21 protein-coding genes are annotated in these 18,137 nt (G+C 62.4%); 16 read left to right on the top strand and 5 right to left on the bottom strand.

Going from position 1 to position 18,137, the window contains the following annotated elements; translation table 11 throughout:
- Positions 1–16 precede the first annotated feature (16 nt).
- Positions 17–244: a DUF6290 family protein gene (locus OXG30_01290; protein MCY4133537.1), complete on the top strand. Its 228-nt coding sequence runs from the start codon at positions 17–19 to the stop codon at positions 242–244.
- Complete coding sequence (locus OXG30_01285; protein MCY4133536.1) at positions 228–491, top strand: type II toxin-antitoxin system RelE/ParE family toxin; 264 nt, start codon at positions 228–230, stop codon at positions 489–491. Before OXG30_01290 ends, OXG30_01285 begins: the two co-directional genes overlap by 17 nt.
- A 44-nt stretch (positions 492–535) precedes the next feature.
- Here the strand turns inward: OXG30_01285 and OXG30_01280 are convergent, their stop codons facing one another.
- The 5 genes from OXG30_01280 to OXG30_01260 form a co-directional block, all read right to left on the bottom strand.
- Entirely contained in the window at positions 536–2,197 is a 1,662-nt protein-coding gene (locus OXG30_01280; GenBank protein ID MCY4133535.1) for an NAD(P)/FAD-dependent oxidoreductase, read from the bottom strand.
- Between the two features lie 30 nt (positions 2,198–2,227).
- Positions 2,228–3,481, bottom strand: coding sequence for a cytochrome P450 (locus tag OXG30_01275; protein MCY4133534.1), 1,254 nt, complete (start codon positions 3,479–3,481; stop codon positions 2,228–2,230).
- A 23-nt stretch (positions 3,482–3,504) separates the two neighbouring features.
- Positions 3,505–4,593: an extracellular solute-binding protein gene (locus OXG30_01270; GenBank protein MCY4133533.1), complete on the bottom strand. Its 1,089-nt coding sequence runs from the start codon at positions 4,591–4,593 to the stop codon at positions 3,505–3,507.
- Between the two features lie 77 nt (positions 4,594–4,670).
- On the bottom strand, positions 4,671–5,891 hold the full coding sequence (locus tag OXG30_01265) for a cytochrome P450 (GenBank protein MCY4133532.1): 1,221 nt from the start codon (positions 5,889–5,891) through the stop codon (positions 4,671–4,673).
- Between the two features lie 18 nt (positions 5,892–5,909).
- Positions 5,910–6,695 (bottom strand): methyltransferase domain-containing protein, encoded by a 786-nt coding sequence (locus OXG30_01260; protein ID MCY4133531.1) that lies wholly within the window; start codon positions 6,693–6,695, stop codon positions 5,910–5,912.
- 48 nt (positions 6,696–6,743) lie between these two features.
- Between OXG30_01260 and OXG30_01255 the strand changes: the two genes are divergently transcribed.
- From OXG30_01255 to OXG30_01190, 14 genes are all read left to right on the top strand, one after another.
- Positions 6,744–7,985 carry an acyl-CoA dehydrogenase family protein gene (locus OXG30_01255; protein MCY4133530.1) on the top strand — a complete coding sequence of 414 codons (1,242 nt, stop codon included), beginning with the start codon at positions 6,744–6,746 and terminating at the stop codon, positions 7,983–7,985.
- Positions 7,978–8,577, top strand: a complete 600-nt coding sequence (locus OXG30_01250; GenBank protein MCY4133529.1) for a sigma-70 family RNA polymerase sigma factor — start codon at positions 7,978–7,980, stop codon at positions 8,575–8,577. The genes OXG30_01255 and OXG30_01250 overlap by 8 nt, the downstream gene beginning before the upstream one ends.
- 17 nt (positions 8,578–8,594) lie before the next feature.
- A complete protein-coding gene (locus OXG30_01245) occupies positions 8,595–8,879 on the top strand; it encodes a hypothetical protein (GenBank protein MCY4133528.1) in 285 nt (94 codons plus the stop codon).
- 60 nt (positions 8,880–8,939) lie between these two features.
- Entirely contained in the window at positions 8,940–9,116 is a 177-nt protein-coding gene (locus OXG30_01240) for a hypothetical protein (GenBank protein ID MCY4133527.1), read from the top strand.
- An 18-nt stretch (positions 9,117–9,134) separates the two neighbouring features.
- Positions 9,135–10,220 carry a zinc-dependent metalloprotease gene (locus OXG30_01235; GenBank protein ID MCY4133526.1) on the top strand — a complete coding sequence of 362 codons (1,086 nt, stop codon included), beginning with the start codon at positions 9,135–9,137 and terminating at the stop codon, positions 10,218–10,220.
- Entirely contained in the window at positions 10,217–11,125 is a 909-nt protein-coding gene (gene tilS, locus OXG30_01230) for a tRNA lysidine(34) synthetase TilS (protein MCY4133525.1), read from the top strand. The genes OXG30_01235 and tilS overlap by 4 nt, the downstream gene beginning before the upstream one ends.
- A 19-nt stretch (positions 11,126–11,144) precedes the next feature.
- On the top strand, positions 11,145–11,702 hold the full coding sequence (gene hpt / locus OXG30_01225) for a hypoxanthine phosphoribosyltransferase (GenBank protein MCY4133524.1): 558 nt from the start codon (positions 11,145–11,147) through the stop codon (positions 11,700–11,702).
- A 100-nt stretch (positions 11,703–11,802) separates the two neighbouring features.
- A complete protein-coding gene (locus OXG30_01220) occupies positions 11,803–12,513 on the top strand; it encodes an SAF domain-containing protein (protein ID MCY4133523.1) in 711 nt (236 codons plus the stop codon).
- On the top strand, positions 12,510–13,256 hold the full coding sequence (locus OXG30_01215) for a hypothetical protein (protein MCY4133522.1): 747 nt from the start codon (positions 12,510–12,512) through the stop codon (positions 13,254–13,256). Before OXG30_01220 ends, OXG30_01215 begins: the two co-directional genes overlap by 4 nt.
- Positions 13,256–14,560, top strand: a complete 1,305-nt coding sequence (locus OXG30_01210) for an ATPase, T2SS/T4P/T4SS family (protein MCY4133521.1) — start codon at positions 13,256–13,258, stop codon at positions 14,558–14,560. Before OXG30_01215 ends, OXG30_01210 begins: the two co-directional genes overlap by 1 nt.
- A gap of 125 nt (positions 14,561–14,685) precedes the next feature.
- The gene (locus tag OXG30_01205; GenBank protein MCY4133520.1) at positions 14,686–15,435 is read left to right on the top strand and encodes a hypothetical protein; all 750 of its coding nucleotides are present in this window, start codon (positions 14,686–14,688) and stop codon (positions 15,433–15,435) included.
- 956 nt (positions 15,436–16,391) lie between these two features.
- Complete coding sequence (locus tag OXG30_01200; GenBank protein MCY4133519.1) at positions 16,392–16,592, top strand: hypothetical protein; 201 nt, start codon at positions 16,392–16,394, stop codon at positions 16,590–16,592.
- 47 nt (positions 16,593–16,639) lie between these two features.
- Entirely contained in the window at positions 16,640–16,996 is a 357-nt protein-coding gene (locus OXG30_01195; protein MCY4133518.1) for a pilus assembly protein, read from the top strand.
- Positions 16,997–17,513: 517 nt separating this feature from the next.
- Positions 17,514–17,906, top strand: a complete 393-nt coding sequence (locus OXG30_01190) for a hypothetical protein (protein ID MCY4133517.1) — start codon at positions 17,514–17,516, stop codon at positions 17,904–17,906.
- The last annotated feature ends 231 nt before the right edge of the window (positions 17,907–18,137 follow it).

Raw genomic sequence — 18,137 nt, 5'->3', positions numbered from 1 at the left:
TGAGAGAAGGGGCCCAATGCCGACGTCGATTCGGTTGGAATCCAAGACAGAGGAGCGGCTCAGCCAGCTTGCCTTGCTGACGGGGCGGACAAAGGCCTTCTATTTGCGCGAGATCATCGAGCGCGGACTCGAAGATGTCGAGGACTACTACTTGGCCGCGGACGTCCTCGAACGCATCCGCAAGAACCAAGAACAGACTCATGCTGCGGCTGATGTGAGGAAAGAGCTTGGCTTGGACGATTGACTACACCGACACAGCCAAAACTCAACTGAGGAAGCTCGACAAGAACTCGGCGCGCCGCATCATGGATTACATGGATGAGCGAATTGCTGGTGCGGACCCACGCCGGGTCGGTCAGGCTCTGACCGGGCCGCTGGGAAAACTGTGGCGCTATCGGGTAGGTGATTTCCGTGTTGTCTGCGACATCCAAGACGATGCAGTACGCGTGCTCGTGGTGCGAGTGGGAAAGCGCGACAGGGTATACCGATGAGCGGACGCCGATGATGCCGCTGTATTCCTCCAAGGCGGACGCCGCTAACTGGTGAGGTCGAAGCCCTCGTAGCTGGCGGCGGCTACTTGATCGCACTTCTCGGCGTAATCGGGGAAGCCGGGCAGGGGCATGAACACTCGGGTCTTGCCGGGGATGTTGGCCCCCAGGTACCAGGAATTGCAGGTGGGGTACAGCGTGTAGCTGGCCACCAGGTTCACGTGGTCCACCCAGGCTTCGGTGGCCTGCTCGGTGGCTTCGATGTGGCGGTGTCCGTTGGCCCGCATGTAGCTGATGCAGTTGCCGATCCAGTCCACGTGCTGCTCGATGCACACGATCATGTTGGCCAGCACTGAAGGGCTGCCCGGGCCGGTGATGGTGAACATGTTGGGGAAGCCGGGCACGCCCAGGCCCAGATAGGTGCGGGGCCCGGCGTACCACTGCTCGGCCAAGGGGAGCCCGCCGCGGCCACAGATGTCGATGCGGAGCAGCGAGCCGGTCATGGCGTCGTAACCGGTGGCAAACACGATCACATCCAGGTCGTAGTCGGCGCCGTCGGCAGTGCGCAGGCCGCCGGGAGTGATTTCGGAGATGGTGTTCTCGCTTATGTCCACCAGCGTGACGTTGTCGCGGTTGAACGTCACGAAGTAGTCGGTGTCGAGCACCAGCCGCTTGCAGCCGATGTAGGTGGTGGGGATGAGTCGTTCCGCTATCTCGGGATCCTTCACCGTCTCGCGGATCTTGGCCTTGACGAAGTCGGCGGCCACGTGGTTGGCCTCGGGGGTGCGGGCGATATCGGAGTAAGCGCCGAGGAAGGCGAAGCCGCCTGTCTCCCAGCGGGTATCGAACTCCTTGAACGCCTCGTCAACCTCGACGTCGAGTACCGAGCCCTCATTCCAGTCGAACCGGGCGCCGAGCGCACCCTGCTGGGACTTGTTCTTCTCCCGAAGCCTGCGGTAGTCGGCCTTGACCTCGGCTTGCTCGACAGGATCGAGAGGGTGGTTGCGGGCCGGTATGGCGTATTGCGGCGTGCGCTGGAACACGGTGAGGTGCTCGGCGGTCTCAGCGATTACCGGAATGGCCTGAATCCCCGAGGAACCGGTACCGATTATGCCGACCCGCTTGCCGGTGAAGTCGATGCCCTCTTTGGGGTAGCGGCCGGTGTGGCATATCTTGCCGTCGAAGGTGTCGGTGCCCTCAATATCGGGAACGTTGGAGGACGACAGACAGCCCACCGCGGTAATGAGGTACTCGGCGGTCACCAAATCGCGGTCGGGGCCAGCGAGGGCGTGGTTGTGGTCGATGTGGTCCACTGCGGGAGCGCTGCTGATGAGCCAGCGGCCGCTGTCGTCGTCGAAGGCCGCCTTGGTGACCTTGGTGTTGAACTGGATGTCCCGATACAAGTCGTAGCGCTCGGCCACGTGCTGGGCGTAGCGGAGAATCTCTGGCTGTCCTGGGTAGCGCTCGGTCCACTCCCACTCCTGCTCCAGTTCGGGGTCAAAGCTGTAGCAGTACTCCAGGCTCTCCACATCGCAGCGGGCGCCGGGATAGCGGTTCCAGTACCAGGTGCCGCCCACATCGTCGCCGGTCTCATAAGCCTTGGCAGTGAGCCCCATTTGCCGCAGCTTGTAGAGCATGTAGATGCCGGCGAACCCGGCACCGATGACTACGGCGTCGTAGTGGACTGGATTTTGGTCGTTGGAGCTCATGATGGTGTTGGTGGGGACTGAGGACCGGAATCAGGCCGCGGGACGCAGTTTGTAGCGAACCGGCAGCTTCTTGGCGCCGACGATGAGGTTGGACTCGGTGCGAACGATCGGCCCAGCCGGCTCGATTTCGATCACCCGCTCCGCCATCTGCTTGATGAGGGCCTGGGTGCTGGCCCGGGCCAGGTGCGCCCCCAAGCAGTAGTGCTCGGCCCAGCCGAACCCCAGATGGCGGTTGGGATGGCGGCCGATGTCGAAGTCGTTGGGGCGGTCGAACACCGTCTCATCCCGATTGCCCGAGGCGTAGAACATCACCACGAATTCGCCCTCTTTCACCGGCTGACCAGCCACGGTGGCATCAGCCATGGCGGTGCGCTTCATGTAGTTGACCGGGGTGGACCACCGAACCACTTCTTCCACCGCATCTTTGATTAGTTCCGGGTTTTCCCTCAGCCGCTGAAGCTGGTCGGGATTGGCCAAGAACGCCTCTAGCGCGCCCGACAGTCCATTGCGAGTGGTGTCGTGCCCGGCAGTGAACACGATGAGGTAGTAGCCAAAGGTCTCGATCTCGGGCAGGGCCTCGCCGGTGGGCAGATGGGCATTGGCCAACATGGTGGCCAAATCCTCTTGGGGATTGGCCTGGCGGTCTTTGATGATGCGGTCGAACATGGCGTAGAACTCCAAGCCCACTTCCAGGCTGGCCTCGTAGCGGCTGTCGGCCTTCCGCTGGTAGTCGGGATCGTCGCCCGACAGCAGCTGCTGGGTCAGAACCAACAGGCGCTCCTCATCGGTTTGGTCGATGCCCAGGATGGTGGACAACACCCGCAGCGGGTGGCGCTGGGCGATGACATCCACGAAATCGCACTCCCCCTCGTCGCCCAGGCTGTCGAGCAGGGCTTTAGCGCTGTCGTGGACGATCTGGTCGAGCTCGCTGATACCCCGGGGGGTGAAGAACCCGCTGGCCACCTTGCGGTAGAGCCGATGCTCAGGAGGATCCATGCTAATGATGGTCCGCATTTGGCTGATGATGCTGCCGTGCTTCTCCAAGTCGGCGACCTGTTGGTCGTTGCGTACCGCGATGCTGTCAGCCTCGTTGCTGAACAACTCGGGCTGCATAGAGACTTCGATGATGTCGGCATGGCGGGTTACGGCCCAGAAGTTCTGAAAGCCGTCGGGCTCGCACCAATGCACCGGAGAGTTCTGGCGCATCCAGGCCATCAATTCGTGGGGATGCCCGTTGGCGCCGTAGCGCTTGGGGGAGATGAGATCTAGGGGGTCGACGTCCACGTATGAAACGTTAGTGCAACCCCTTACTGACTCAATATTCCGCTGCTTTGGATGATCTCTTCGGTGGCATCGAAGCCTCCGCCAAGGGCATCGAAGTTGACCGAGCCGATCGACAGGGCTGAGAGCGGGGGCAGCACCGGGTTGGGCTCGACATCGCCAGCGAGGGGGTATTCAAATGTGTTCCTCGTGAAGAAGCGCTGCACGGAGGGCGAAAGCAGGTAGGAGATAAGGCTTTGGGCTGCTTCTCGGTCCGACACGTTGGTGGTCATGGTGGCGGCGGTGATGATGAGCAGCGAGCCGATGTCCTCATCGGAGAGGTCGTAGTTGGCAGCTAGATGCTCCTGACCGGCGGCTTCGGCATCAGCGGCCAGTCGGTAGTTGTAGTAGTGGTTCACCAGGCCCACGTCGATCTCGCCCCGGGCGGCGGCCTCCACAATGGCGACGTTGTTGGGGTAGTAGCGAGCGTCGTTGTCCACCATGTCGCTCAACCACTGGGTAGCCACGTCGTCGCCGTAGCTGAAACGGAAAACGGTGAACCAGTCCTCAAACGACCCGTTGGTAGCCGGGATGGCCACCCGTCCCCTCCACTTTGGATCGGTGAGCTCGAACACCGAGGTTGGTAGCTCGGTGGGGGGCACGATTTCGACGTTGTGTACCAGCACCCGCTTGCGTCCGGAGAAGCCGATCCAGGTGCCGTTGTCTCCTCGATGATCATCGTCAACCAGGTCGAGCACACTGCTGTCCATTGCGGTGAGATGGCCATTCGCCTCCAGGAAGCCCACCGGCCCGGGAGAGCGGGAGATGAAGACGTCGGCTTCGGTGCGGTCGCCCTCGGTGTCGATCAAGAGGGCCAAGTCGGTGGACGAACCCCAGCGAACCCGCACTGTCGTCCCGGTTTCGCAGGCGAATGCGTCATAGACGGGCTTCATCAGGTTCTCGCTTCGGCCCGAGTAGACGGTGACCGAGGTGCCGGTGTCGTCGGCGCACTTGCCGTCGTAGACGGTGGTGGCAACGCCTTCGAGTTTCGTGCCGCTATCGCCGGCGCAGGCCACAGCCAAAAGGGCCAACGCGATCAGCACGCCAGCCAGCCCAGTACGGGAAATCTTGTTCATGGGTACAGAACCCTAGGGTGGCTGCGTCTGTTCGTCAAGTTCCCCTAACAAAAATTGTATAGGCAACAAAATAGCTTCTAGGCAGCCGGTTTGACCGCCTTCCAGCTCAGCGGCATCTCGACGTATCCGTCGATGAGGCTGGAGTGCAGGCGGGGCAGGGTCTGGGGATCGTCCACTCCCAGCTCCAAGCCCTCGAAGCGGCCGATTATGGCCTCAAACATCATTTTTGCTTCAAGGCGGGCCAGTGACGCCCCCAGGCAGAAATGGGGTCCGCCAGCGCCGAAGGCCACGTGCTGGCTGGCGTCGCGGGTCACGTCGAGTGTGTCGGAATTCTCAAATTCCCGCTTGTCTCGATTGGCCGAGGGATACCAAATCACAACCGGGTCTCCGGCCTTGATCTCCTGGTCCCCCACCATGGTGTCATAGCGGGGCCGGCGCACAAACTGCATCACCGGGGTGGTGTAGCGCAACAGCTCCTCCACGGCATTGGGGATGAGCGACGGGTCGTCGCGGAGCATCTGAAGCTGATCGGGATGGCGGAGCAGCTCCAAGGTGCCAGTGGTGATGAGATTGCGGGTGGTCTCGGAGCCCGCGTTCTGGAGGAGCATGAAGAACACGTCGATTTGCAACTGGGTAAGCGATTCCCCGTCGATATCGGCCTCCAAGAGCACACCTATGAGGTCGTCATGGGGCTCCTTCTTGCGGATCTCGCACATCTGATCGGCATAAGCGAACATCTGCGCTCCAGCCTCTATCTGCTCCTCCATGCTGTATTTCTCGTCAAACCCGAAGGTGATCTCGGTCCAGTGGAAGATCTGGTGGCGGTCTTCTTCGGGTACGCCTACCAAGTCGGCGATCACCTGCAAGGGCAGCTCCACTGCGATCTCGTTCACCATCTCACAGCTGGTCTTGCCTGATACCTGATCGATCAGCCGGTCGACTTGGGCCTGGATATTCTCCTCCAAGTCGCGCACCCGGCGAGGCGTGAACCCCCGGTTGACCAGCTTGCGCATCTTGGTGTGATCGGGTGGGTCGAGGCTGATGAGCATCTCCTGGTTGGACCCGTCGTCAACCGCGGGCCCCCGATCACCGGGCAAGAAGGGATTGGGCTGGTTGCTGAAGCATTCCGAGTCGCGGGATACCCGCTGCACATCGGCGTGGCGAGTGACGTTCCAGAACCCTTGCCAGCGTGGGTGCTCGCACCAGAACACCGGATCGTTGTCGCGCTTGTGGCGGAAATAGTCGTGAGGAAATCCGTTCTCGAAGGTGGTTGGACTCCAGAGTTCTAGTGGTTCCATCTCTGCCTCCTGTGGTGTCTAAGCCGAGGGCTTTCGCCCGACTACTGCGATTGAGACAGTGCTCATCATGACAAATCCCGGCGCTCGAACCTGAGCCAAGGCCGTTTCGCCGTCTTCGGCGCTCACCAGGCCGGCCTCCACCAGCCGGGGCATGGCCCGCTCCAGGGCCATGAACCACCATTCCCCTCCCGGCTCGCCGGGGCGCATGGCCCACACATCGCCGACGATGTCGATGTCTGCTGCTCCCAGGTCGCGGAAGCGACCGGTCAGCCGCACGCCATAGTCGGCGTCGCGCCACTCGGTGGTAACCCCCGAGGACACATAGCGGTGGATAGTCGCGTAGGGCTCGGGCAGCGTCTGCTCGGCAAAGGAGGCGAAGGCGCCGTCCTCTGCCATCAGCCAACCGCCGGGAACAAGGGCGCCCCAGAGTTTCTCGATCACCTGGTCGCGCTCAGGCAGATGCTGGAGAACGGCCCGGGCGTGCACGAGGTCGAAGGCCGATTCGGGAACCGGGTCGCTAGTCACGTCGTGCTGTTCCACCACCACGTTGGGCAGCACTGGGCGGTGGAATTGGAGGTCGACATCGGTTGACCACACCGTGCCGTCGGGTCCGACTCGCTTGCCCAGCCAGGCCGATACCGAGCCAGCGCCGGCGCCCACCTCCCAACACCTCCACCCGGGACTCAGCCCTGTGCTGTCCAAGATTCGCCGAGTGCGGGGGTCGCGGGCTTCAGACAGCATCTCGAGGCGGTTGCGCTCGATCTCCACCTCTTCGTCGCGAACCCCGTATCGATCATCGGCCATTGGCGCTTCCCCTCTATGTCCGGTGGCGCAATACCGTATCGTCGCATTGTGGTCGAGCACTCGCAGGACTCCCCGAGGCAAGCGGCATTCCGGGCGGAGGTGCGGGCCTGGCTGGAAGCCCGTGCTCCACTGCGGGAAGACGGCGATGGCTGGTCGACTCGTACCACCCATCCCGACGCCGAAGCGGAGAGGACCCACATGGACCGCTGCCGGGCGTGGCAGCGAGAGCTGTACGAGAGCGGCTGGGCGGCCATCGACTGGCCCGTCGACCACGGCGGCCAAGGCGGCGAGCGGTGGCAGCGGCAGATCTTCCAGCAAGAGGCCGCCCAGTTCGACGTCACCAGCGGCTTTCTCGCCGCGGGCATTGCCCTGGCCGGGCCGGCCATCGGCCACTTCGGCACCGATGAGCAGAAAGCCCGCCATCTGAAGCCCATGCTGCGGGGCGATGAGGTGTGGTGCCAGCTATTCAGCGAGCCCGGTGCCGGGTCGGATCTGGCCAACTTGGCGACCAGGGCCGAACGGGACGGAGACGAGTTTGTGGTGAACGGACAGAAGGTGTGGAATTCCTCAGCCCACCTGTCGGACTGGGGAATCCTGCTGGCCCGAACCGATCCCGACGCCCCCAAGCACAAGGGGATCACGTTCTTCCTGCTGGACATGGCCACCCCCGGCGTGGATCCCCGTCCCATCCGCACCATCAACGGTTCGGCCCACTTCAACGAGGTGTTTTTGAGCGAGGTGCGGATCCCAGCCGACAACGTGGTCGGCGAGGTGAACAGCGGATGGGCGGTGGCCCGGTTAGTGCTGGCCAACGAGTCCACCATGATCGGTGGCGGAATGGACCGGGCCGACAGCACAGCCAACCTGATCGCCCTGGCCCGGCGGTGGGGCACGGCCCAAGACCCAATGGTCCGCCAAGAGCTGGCCCAGGCCTACACCAAGGAGAAGCTGTTGGACTGGATGGGGCGGCGGCTGCAAGAGGACGTGCGCCAGGGCCGTCAACCCACCTTCGACGGCTCGGTGCTGAAGGTGTACTGGTCGGAGAGCCGCCGGGACCGGGGCAACCTCGGTGTGGGGATGCTCGGGGGATACGGGGTGGCTGGTGATCATGCCGATACGGGAGTGTGGGCCAACGAGGCGCTGAACCGGTTTTGGGGATCGATCGGCGGCGGCACCGACGAGGTACACCGCAACAACATGGCCGAGCGGGTGCTCGGTTTGCCCCCCGAGCCCCGGGTGGACAAGCACGTCCCGTGGCGGGAACAGGTGGGCGGAACCCAACATGGCTGACCAAGCCACTTTCGCCGACCAGGCCATGGTCTACATGGACCAGCTCTATTCGGCGGCCCGGCGGATGACTCGCAATGCGGCCGACGCCGAAGACTTGGTGCAGGAGACCTACTTGCGGGCCTACCGGGGATTCGGCAACTTCCAGCAGGGTACCAACCTGCGGGCTTGGCTGTTCCGAATCCTCACCAATGCATTCATCAACTCCTACCGGAGCAAGCAGCGCAAACCGCAATCGGTGGACCTGGCCGGAGTCGAGGACCTTTACCTGCACCAGCGTCTAGGGGGCGACACCAAGGCGGCGCTAGGGGCCAGCGCCGAGGACGTGCTGATGGAGACGATCACCGAATCGGAGATCATCGACGCCCTGGAGTCGTTGCCCGAGGAGTACCGGGTCGCCGTGCTGTTGGCCGATGTAGAGGGCTTCGCCTACAAGGAGATCGCCGAAATCTTGGACGTGCCCATGGGCACGGTCATGAGCAGGCTGCATCGGGGAAGAAAAACGCTGCAAAAGCGGTTGTTAGAGTTCGGAAGAACAAGGGGCTGGGTGGATCCACCCGACCCCGACCGGGCGCCGGCTCCGGCTGGCATCTGATTATCGGAGGCACTGCGATGACGAGGGATGAGCCTTGCTTGGGGGTTCCCAATCAATGCGACCTCTCGCGCCAGCTCATCGCCCAGGCCCTGGACGGCCAGCCCAGCGTGGAGGACGTCAGCCGAGTACGCATCGAACTGGCCAACTGCCTTCCCTGCGTTCAGATCCTCGATGTGGAGGTGCAGTTCAAGCTGGCCATGAGCCAGGCCTGCCGGGAATCGGCCCCCGCCTCCTTGCAAATCCGCATCACCGAGAGCCTCCAACGGGTGGTGCTCGACGACCTGGACATCCAGGATTTTTGAGCAGTCACGGCCGGGCTGCCCGGCATGGAGTCTCCCCAAGCAGACCACTAGGGTGAGCGCATGGATTTGATCGCCGCCGTCGTGTGGCACTGGTGGATCGCCCTTCTGCTAGTAATCGGGACAGTCCCCTTGGTGATCGCCACCATTGTCGGCTACTTCACCAAGGTGGTCGCCCCCCGCTACAACAGTCGGCACCAGCGGGAAACCAGATCTCAGAGTGCCGACGACACCGACTAGAAGCGGCGGAAATCGCCGGTGGTTGTTACAGCCGATCCGGTCGACTGGCGTCTGGCTGAACGGGTAGCCAAAAGGGTCGGCGGCCACGAACCGTTTCTCGACTCCTACCACTACCGCGGCCTCTCCCCCGAGCTGACCGAGCTGACCGCCCAGGCCGAGGAACTGGTGGCCGCGGAAACGGGCTTGAAATCGATGTCCGGGGCGGCCCGGGCCCAGGTCACCACCAGGGCCGGTTGGGTGGCCGCCAATGTGGCCTCCTTCCAGCGGCTGCTGCGCCCGGTGACCGACAAGATGGCCGAACGGGTGTCGCAATCGTGGTTCGCCCCCGTGGCCCAGCGGGTAAGCGGCACCGAGATGGGGGCGGTGCTGGGGTGGATGTCCACCCGGGTACTGGGCCAGTACGACCTGCTCATCATCGAGGACGACCGGCCCGAAGACCAGGACATGGTGTACTACGTGGGGCCCAACGTGATGGCCCTCGAGCACAAGCACGGCTTCGACCCCCACCAGTTCCGGCTGTGGCTGGCACTGCACGAGACCACCCACCGGGCCCAGTTCACCGGCATCGAGTGGCTCCGCCCCTATTTCCTGGGCCTGGTGCAAGAGGCTCTCGACGCGGCCGAGCCCGACTTGGAGCACTTCAAGCAGGTGGCCAAGCAGGTGCTGGACGCCCGTCGGCGGGGCGAGGACCCGCTGGCCGACGGAGGCCTGCCGGCACTTCTGGCTACCCCCGAGCAGAAGGCGGTTCTGGATCGAATCGGCGGCATGATGAGCCTGCTCGAGGGCCATGGCGACATCACCATGGACCGGGCCGGCGCCAACCGCATTCCTGATGCCAGCCGGTTCGCCCGCGTGCTGCGCCACCGCCGCAACTCCGCCAAGGGGGTGTCCAAGATGGTGCAGCGCATCGTCGGCATCGAGGCCAAGCTGAACCAGTACGCCGCCGGCGAGGCGTTCATCGAGACGGTGGAGGCCCGGGGCGGGCCCGAGCTCTTGAACCGGGTGTGGGAGTCGTCCGACCGGCTGCCCACCATGACCGAGATCCGCAACCCCCAACAATGGATCGATCGGGTCAACGGCACCCCCGCCGAAGCGGCCGTTTGAGCGAGGAGATCTTTTCCGAACCGGCCCCTGAGCATGCGGCGGTCGAAATCCCCGAACTGCTGTCGCGCTGCACTTTCCCTCCCGCGGGCACCGTGGTGGATTGCGCGGTGTCGGGCGGGCCGGACTCACTGGCATTGCTGGTGCTGGCCTCAGAAGCGGGCTGTGGGGTGACCGCCTGGCATGTGGACCACGGGCTGCGACCGGGCTCGGCCACCGAAGCCGAGGTGGTGGCCCAGGCCGCAAACCGCTGGGGGGCGGCCTTCGAGGCCCGCACCGCCCACTGCGACCCCGGACCCAATCTGGAGGCCCGGGCCCGGGCCGCCCGCTACGGCGTGCTGCCTGCCGGCGTGCTCACCGGCCACACCGCCGACGACCAGGCCGAGACGGTGCTGTTGAACCTCATGCGGGGAGCAGGATTGGACGGCTTGGCCGGCATCGACCCGGCCCGCCGCCCGCTGCTGGGGCTGCGCCGACGCGAGACTCAGGCGCTGTGTGAGGCCCAAGGGCTGGAGCCGGTGCAAGACCCCTCCAACCTCGACCCTGCCCATCGCCGCAACCGCATCCGCCATGAGCTGCTGCCCTTGCTTTGCGACATCGCCGAACGCGATGTGGTGCCCATCATCGCCCGGGGCGCCAGCTTGACGGGCGGGGTGCGCGACTTGCTCGACGAGTTGGCCTCCCCCATCGACCCTACCGACGCCAAGGCGCTGGCCGAGGCCCCCGAGCCTCTGGCCCAGATGGCATTGCGCCGGTGGATCCAGCGCGAGACCGACTGCGACCACCCGCCTGACGCCGCCGCCGTCAAGCGAGTCATGGCCGTGGTTCGAAATGAAGCTCGATCCACCGAAATTGGCGGAGGCTGGCGGGTCACCCGATCTTCCCAACGGCTCGGCCTGAACAAGTAGACGACACTATGTTGACCCCGTGTCCACCGCGCCAGACAGCGGCAACGGCGATCCCGGCCCAATCCTCATCTCCAACGATGAGCTGACCGCCTGCATCGCCGACCTCGGCACCCGCATCACCGCTGACTACCAGGGCCGTGCTCCCCTGCTGGTGGGGGTGCTCAAGGGCGCCTTCATGTTTATGGCCGATCTGGCCCGGGCCATCGAACTGCCGGTGGAATTCGACTTCATGGCGGTGTCGTCGTACGGCAGCTCCACCCGCACCAGCGGAGTGGTGCGAATTGTCAAAGACCTCGACCTCGATCTGGCCGGGCGCGACGTGATTCTGGTGGAGGACATCATTGACAGCGGTCTGACCCTCAACTACCTCCGCAAGAATCTGGCCGCCCGCAACCCGGCCAGCATGGAAGTGTGCGCCCTGTTGGTGCGCAAGGGCCGCCAGTACGAAGACCTCGACCTGCGCTACGTGGGTTTCGAGATCCCGCCCGACTTCGTCGTGGGATACGGCCTCGATGTTGGCGAGCGCTACCGCCAACTTCCCCACATCTGCCAATATCAGCCGAACAGCAATTCATAGAATTAGTTGAAATACACCTTGCTTTACTGAACGAGGTGTGGCAGATTGAAGCCATCGGAGCGACTCGACGGCTCCCCTCCCGACTTATCGGTAACAGCCCATGCGGATGGCAAGCGAGGATCGTCAGCGTCAACTTCCCTGGGTGATACTCGGGCTGACCGTCACCCTCACCGCGGCAATCGTCTTTGCCCTGTGGGCATCCTCGCTCAGCAATCGCACCGCGGTCGCAGTGGCCGGTCGAGACATACCCACCGGATCGACGGTTGAGGTCGACGACCTGCGGGCGGTGGAAATGGCCAGTGGACAAGGCGCGGATTTCGTGCCAATGGCCGACTTGCATTCCGTGGTGGGACGCACTGTGCGGGCCGCCATTCCCGAAGGGACAATCCTCCACCCTGGGCTCTTGTCCTCGAGTTCGCCAATCGATGGAAATATGGCGATAGTCGGTGCGGTTCTCCACCCGGGCGAATACCCGATCGCCCAACTTGGTCCCGGCCAACCGGTCGGAGTGGTGACCGTCAGCGGACAACGCGATCAATACGTGGCACCAGATCGCAACCATACGAATCTGTCCCCCTTGTCCGGAGCGGCAGTTGCAACAGTCCGGGCCACAGTGGCCGAGGTAAGCGAAGTGCTGGATTCGGGCCAAGACGCCTTGTTTGTGTCGCTATCGGTCCCAGCTGACGACGCTGTGCGGATCAGCAATTCAGCAGCCAACCGCGAACTGCGACTCATTCTCATGCCCGAGGAATCCTCGACAGCAGCCAATCCTCCAATCCGAGAGCTAACGGTCGCCGGAGCAGTTCCATGAGCATCATCGCGGTGGGCAGCGCCAAGGCCAGTCCAGGCGTGACCAACTTGTCGGTCGGACTCGGACAGTCATGGGAACCGACCACCGGGCGACGAGCTGTCTTGGTGGAAGCTGATGGCGACGGCGGGGTACTGGCCGCTCGATTCGGGTTGGCTTCCGCGCCCTCATTGGTGGAGCTTTCGGGAACCGCTCGACATGAATTGACGATCAATCGGCTGCAAGCCAGTTGCCAACCGCTAGCCGGGCACTTGCCCGCTCTCGTTGCTCCGGGATGCGGCGAAACAACCACCCGGGTCCTCTCCCATCTAGCAAAGCGATTGGCAGACGGCCTTGGCCATCTTGACGACATCGACGCGGTTGTCGACGTGGGTCGCGTGCGGCTTCACTCCCCCACTACCGAGCTCATCAAACGCTGCGATCTCCTCGTGCTGGTCGCTCAACCGAGATTCGACCAGCTTGTCCCCCTGGTCCATCAGGCCCGAAGCGTGCTCTCCCAGGACATCCCAACCGCTTTGGTTTGCATTGGCGACCGGCCCTACCCGCCTACGGAGATGGCAAAGGCATCTCAACTCGACCTGTTAGGTGTCATGGCTCACGAGCCGAGAGTTACTCAGGCACTTGTCGGCGGATTTCCATTCAACCAGCGCCATCGTCGCCTGTTGTTGTGGAGAACGCTCACCGAACTCGTACACCGAATCCAATTCCGCCTACAAGCCTCGGCGGGCAGTCGAGAAGCGGCATAGTGGCATCTGCTCTCCTCGATCGCGTGCTTGCCCTGGTCACCCACGAACTAGAGCAAGCCGAGTCAAGCCGGCTCGGAAATCGGGTAGAGCAAAAGGCCCTGGCCAGGCAATTCATCGCTGAGGCGCTTGACGTCATCGCCGCGGACCGAGCCAGGGCATTCTTGCCTCCACTCGACAAAGCTGAAGAGTCTCAAATCACCGACGAGGTTCTGTCCACGTTGTTCGGACTCGGGCCCATCGATCGATTGCTAGCTGACGAATCGGTCGAGAACGTGAGCGTGAACGGCTGTGACACAGTTTGGGTCCACTATGCAGGGGGCAAGAAGCGTCGCTTTGGAGCGGTTGCCGAATCGGACAATGAGCTGATCGCTCTCATACGCAGGGCAGCCGCCCGGCTGGGCCGCAACGAACGGCGGTTCGATATTGCCAACCCGTTTCTGGACTTGAGACTGCCCGACGGATCCCGCCTTAACGCAGTAATGGCGGTATCGGAGCGTCCGTCGGTTTCGATTCGTCGACATCGCCACGAGCAAGTCACGTTGGCCGACCTCTGCGCACTGGGAACATTCAACGAAACGCTGATGGGCTTCCTGAATGCTGCGGTAAGGGCACGAATGAGCATCATCGTGTGCGGTGGTACCAACGCAGGCAAGACGACGATGTTGCGCGCCCTCTTGAATGCCTGTGATCCCGATGAGCGACTGGTCACTATTGAAGATCGATTGGAGTTGGGCCTATCCGCCCATCCCGACCGGCATCGTGACGTAATTGAATTGGAAACCCGCACGGCCAACATCGAGGGATCTGGAGAGATCACCATGCAGCAGCTTGTGCGCAACGCGTTGGCCATGTCGCCCGATCGGTTGATCGTGGGCGAGGTTAGGGGTCCCGAAGTGGTGGACATGCTCTCGGCCCTGTCGGCGGGAAACGATGGATCCATGTGTACGATTCACGCCAACTCCTCCCAAGCGGCTTTCAGCAAAATTGCCACCTACGCTCTGCGGTCCACCGAGCACATCCCGGTAGAAGCAAGCAACCGCATGATCGCGGAGAGCATCGACTTTGTGGTCCATCTGAGTAGAGCATGCAACGGCCAGCGTCGGGTGAATTCAGTGCGGGAGGTCACTGGTGCTTCGTCAGGTGATGTGACCAGTGTCGAGGTATTCGCAGCCAAGGGATCGGATATGGCCCGGCCGTGCGCCGGCTTGCAAGCCTCCACCCAGCACCGATTGGCCAACGCTGGGCTTGATCTTTCTTCTCCGGATTGGGAGTTGGCCCATGAGGATTTCAAATGTCCTCGCTGATCGGAGCGCTGCTGGGGGCGGCATTGGGCGCTGGGGTATTCACTGCAACCATGGGGGTGCGCGGCTTCTGGTCTAGCCCGAGTACACGCCGAGGAGGCCTGGGAACTTGGTTTCAAGGATCCCTGATGCCGCTAGCGGCCCGCTTGGTCATCGCCACTGCCGGGTTTGTAGCAGCATTCGTGGTAACCGAATGGTTGGTCGCCGGTTTCGTCGTGGGCATTGCTGCCTTCCTCTCGCCAACGCTGCTGCGGGCCAAAGCAAGGCGAAGCCGAGAAATTGACCGTATGAATGCCCTGGCTACCTGGGTGGAGATGCTGAGGGACACAATCAGCGCGGCATCGGGATTGATCGAGACTGTGAAGGCCACCGCAGAATCCGCGCCATCCGTACTACGGACTCCTGTAAGGCAGTTGGCTGCCCGGGCTGAACGGGAACCCCTTCCTGTTGCCCTGGGAAGATTTGCCGATGAGGTGGATCACGCGGTTGCCGACACAGTTGCGGTATCGCTTGGGCTGGCGGCAACCAACCAAGTGGGTTCATTGCAGGATTCGCTGGCCGAACTCGCTGAGAACACTCGTCAAGAAGTGTCAATGCGTTTGCGGATCGAAGCCTCCCGAGCTCGCCAACTTGCTTCCGCCCGCTTGATTGCCGGAGTGGTGGCTGTGTTCTGCATTTGCATGGTGGGCTTCAGCAGAACCTACCTAGCACCCTTTGATACCGCCTCAGGGCAGTTGGCGCTTGCCGTAATCGGTGGGCTATTCATCGGCTCAGGGTTTGCCCTAGAGAGAATGAGCCGGTTCAACAGCCCGCCCCGAATTCTGGAGGTGCATCGAGTTCCTGTTGTCCCAAGCCCAACCAGCGAATTCTCCCAATGACCGTTGGCCTGGCTATGGGCGCAATGATTGGACTTGGTCTTGCTGTCGCCCTGTGGGGGCTGTTTCCCCCGCGTGAGCCCTTGCACATTCGACTGAGCGATCTAGGTCAACCAAGTGACCTCACCAACCGGTCGAAAACGCGCCGGGAGCGAATAGGCCGTGCTGCTGCGCAGGCATTCGGCCGTTTGGCATTTCGAGGGCAACGACTTGAGCGCGACCTCCGAGCAGTTGGGCAGAGCCCGGAAGCACTGGCGCTGGCAAAACTCGGGATGCTGGTCCTGGGGATGGGATTGCCCGTGGGAGTCTGGATCGTCACTTGGTTGGCCCGAGCGTGGGTTTCTCCGGGGCTCGTGGTCCTGGCATCGGTTGCAACCGGAGGTCTCTTCTTTTTCGTTCCAGACTTGTCGCTGCGAGAGAGAGCCCGAAAGCGGCGAAGAGAACTGCGGAATCACCTCAGCACCTATTTGGACTTAGTGGGTCTCCACTTGTCGGGAGGCTCGGGCATCGAACGGGCTTTGGCTGACGCGGCAGATCAGGGCACTGCTTGGGGATTTGCTGAAATCCAAAAGACCTTGCGGCAAACTCAGTTGGCGAATGAACCGCCATGGACTGCTCTAGCGAGGCTCGGTGGAGATCTTGGATCGCCAGAGCTAGAGGAGTTGGCGGCATGGCTGATGCTGGCCGGCACTTCTGGGTCCCGAGTGCGGTCGTCCTTGCACGTCAAGGCCCGGGGATTGCGAGAACGAGCGCTGAGCGAAGCAGAAACTGAAGCTCAGCAGGCTACTGAGCACATGTCACTACCAGTGGTTCTCATGTTCTCGGGTTTTCTGGGACTTATCGGGTATCCGGCAATCGCAGCCATTCTCAGCTCATGAATGTCTCTGGGAATCACGCCGCGAGACCTGGATCTATCGGCGTATTGATTCGCCCCAACTGACACTTGGCAGGAGATGACGATGAGAGCAACTACCAAGCTCTACGAACTGTTGAACGCGGCGGCGGCAAAATTCGAGGATCGAGTCCGCCACGCGTGGCAGGCCGAACGAGGAGATGTGACCTCAACGGTAATCATCATCGCGGTTTTGGTCGCCGCGGCGGTGGCTGCTGGAGTAGTCATCACCACCTTCATCTCCGGCCAGACCAGCAAAATCAGCTGATCAACAACGGTGGGGCAGACCTACGAATGCGATGCGAGCGCGGGGAAGTGACGACCACCGTCTTGGTCGTGCCCATTGCCATGCTCTTGATCTTTGTAGTCGTCCAAGCGGCTTTGGTGTTTCATGCCCAGGCCCTAGTTGATGCCGCTGCCCAAGACGGCGCCCTAGCCGGTCAAGGCGTATTGGGCACCGAGGAGGCAGTTCACTCGGCCGTGCATTCGGTCATTGGAAATAGCGCGGGGAATCTGCTGTCCAATGTGGACGTCTCTGTGCAAGCAAATCCATGGCGGATGTCGGTGACCGTGCAGGCCACTGTGAAGTCGCTGATCCCTGGCTATAGCCCCACCGTTTTTTCCACTTCAGCGGGACCCCGAGAGGTCTTCGTCCCTGAGTATCGAAGATGATGACCGATTTGTGGTGGTGTCGGCGGCGAAATGAAGCCGCTGAACGAGGCAGCAGTGTGGTGGGTCTGGTGATTCTGACCCCAATGATGGCCATGCTTCTGTTCTTCGTCGTGGCCGCCGGCCGACTCGGGGTAATAGAGAGCAAGCTGACTTCCGCGGCTCGCAGCGCGGCTCGAGCTGCCTCACAAACCCAGACAGTCTCAACTGCACAGGCAGCGGCAACGACGACTGCGGAAGCCAATCTGGATTACTCGAAAATGGGTTGCCATAGCGGGCCCCAGGTTCGTGTCCTAGAGCTTGACCTTCGACCAGGAGGGCAAGTTCACATCCAGGTCTCGTGTGTGGTGAGGCTGTCAGATCTGACCGTGCCCGGTATGCCCGGCAGCCGAATAGTGTCCGCCGACTCCGTTTCAGTGGTGGACCGGTTTCGAAGCGGGGACTCCTAGCTGTGCACCGGCGCGCCCTCCGAAGGATTCTTGGCCCTGTCCGGCCACCCAGGGACCGGGAATGGGGGCAGGTGACAGTGGTTCTTGTCGTACTGGCTGCGGTGTTGGTCATGCTGGGAGGACTGGCTTACGACGGCGCCCGAATCTTGGACGCCAAACGGGCCGCCTCCTCCTTGGCTCTGGAGGCAGCCAGAGCCAGCGCTCAGGCGATTTCGACCGAATCCATTTACCAAAGGGACGGGAACATCACTGTTGACCCAATTCAAGCGCGAATCGCGGCAGCGGAATTTCTCGACCAGCACGATGAATGGTCGATCTCGGTGCGGGGGGACACGGTCTCCGTAACCGTGTGGCTGACCCAGCCACTGCATGTGCTCTCAATGCTCGGCATTGAGTCACGTCGGGTGACTGGCCACGCCAGTGCCCGTGCCATACAGGGAATAGACAGAGGAGATTACCAATGAACCTGAATGAAAATCCCCGAGGGGACACTGTCCGCGGTTTGGCGTCAGCCGTGCTATTGGTCGGATTGCTGATTGGCGTTCCGATACTTCTGATCCTTGGAGTGGGTTGGCCACTTCCCCAAGGGATCCCCTCGGGCTCGGACATCGTCACAACCATCAAGACAGGCGCCGTTCCCCCTTCTACCATTTGGAAGTCAATCTCGGTCGTAGTGTGGGTTCTCTGGTCCCTTT

The sequence above is a fragment of the bacterium genome, from assembly GCA_026708015.1.
Taxonomy (GTDB): Bacteria; Actinomycetota; Acidimicrobiia; order Acidimicrobiales; family Bin134; genus Poriferisocius.
The sequence above is the reverse complement of the archived record's forward strand: the minus strand, read 5'-3'. Positions and strand labels throughout refer to the sequence as shown.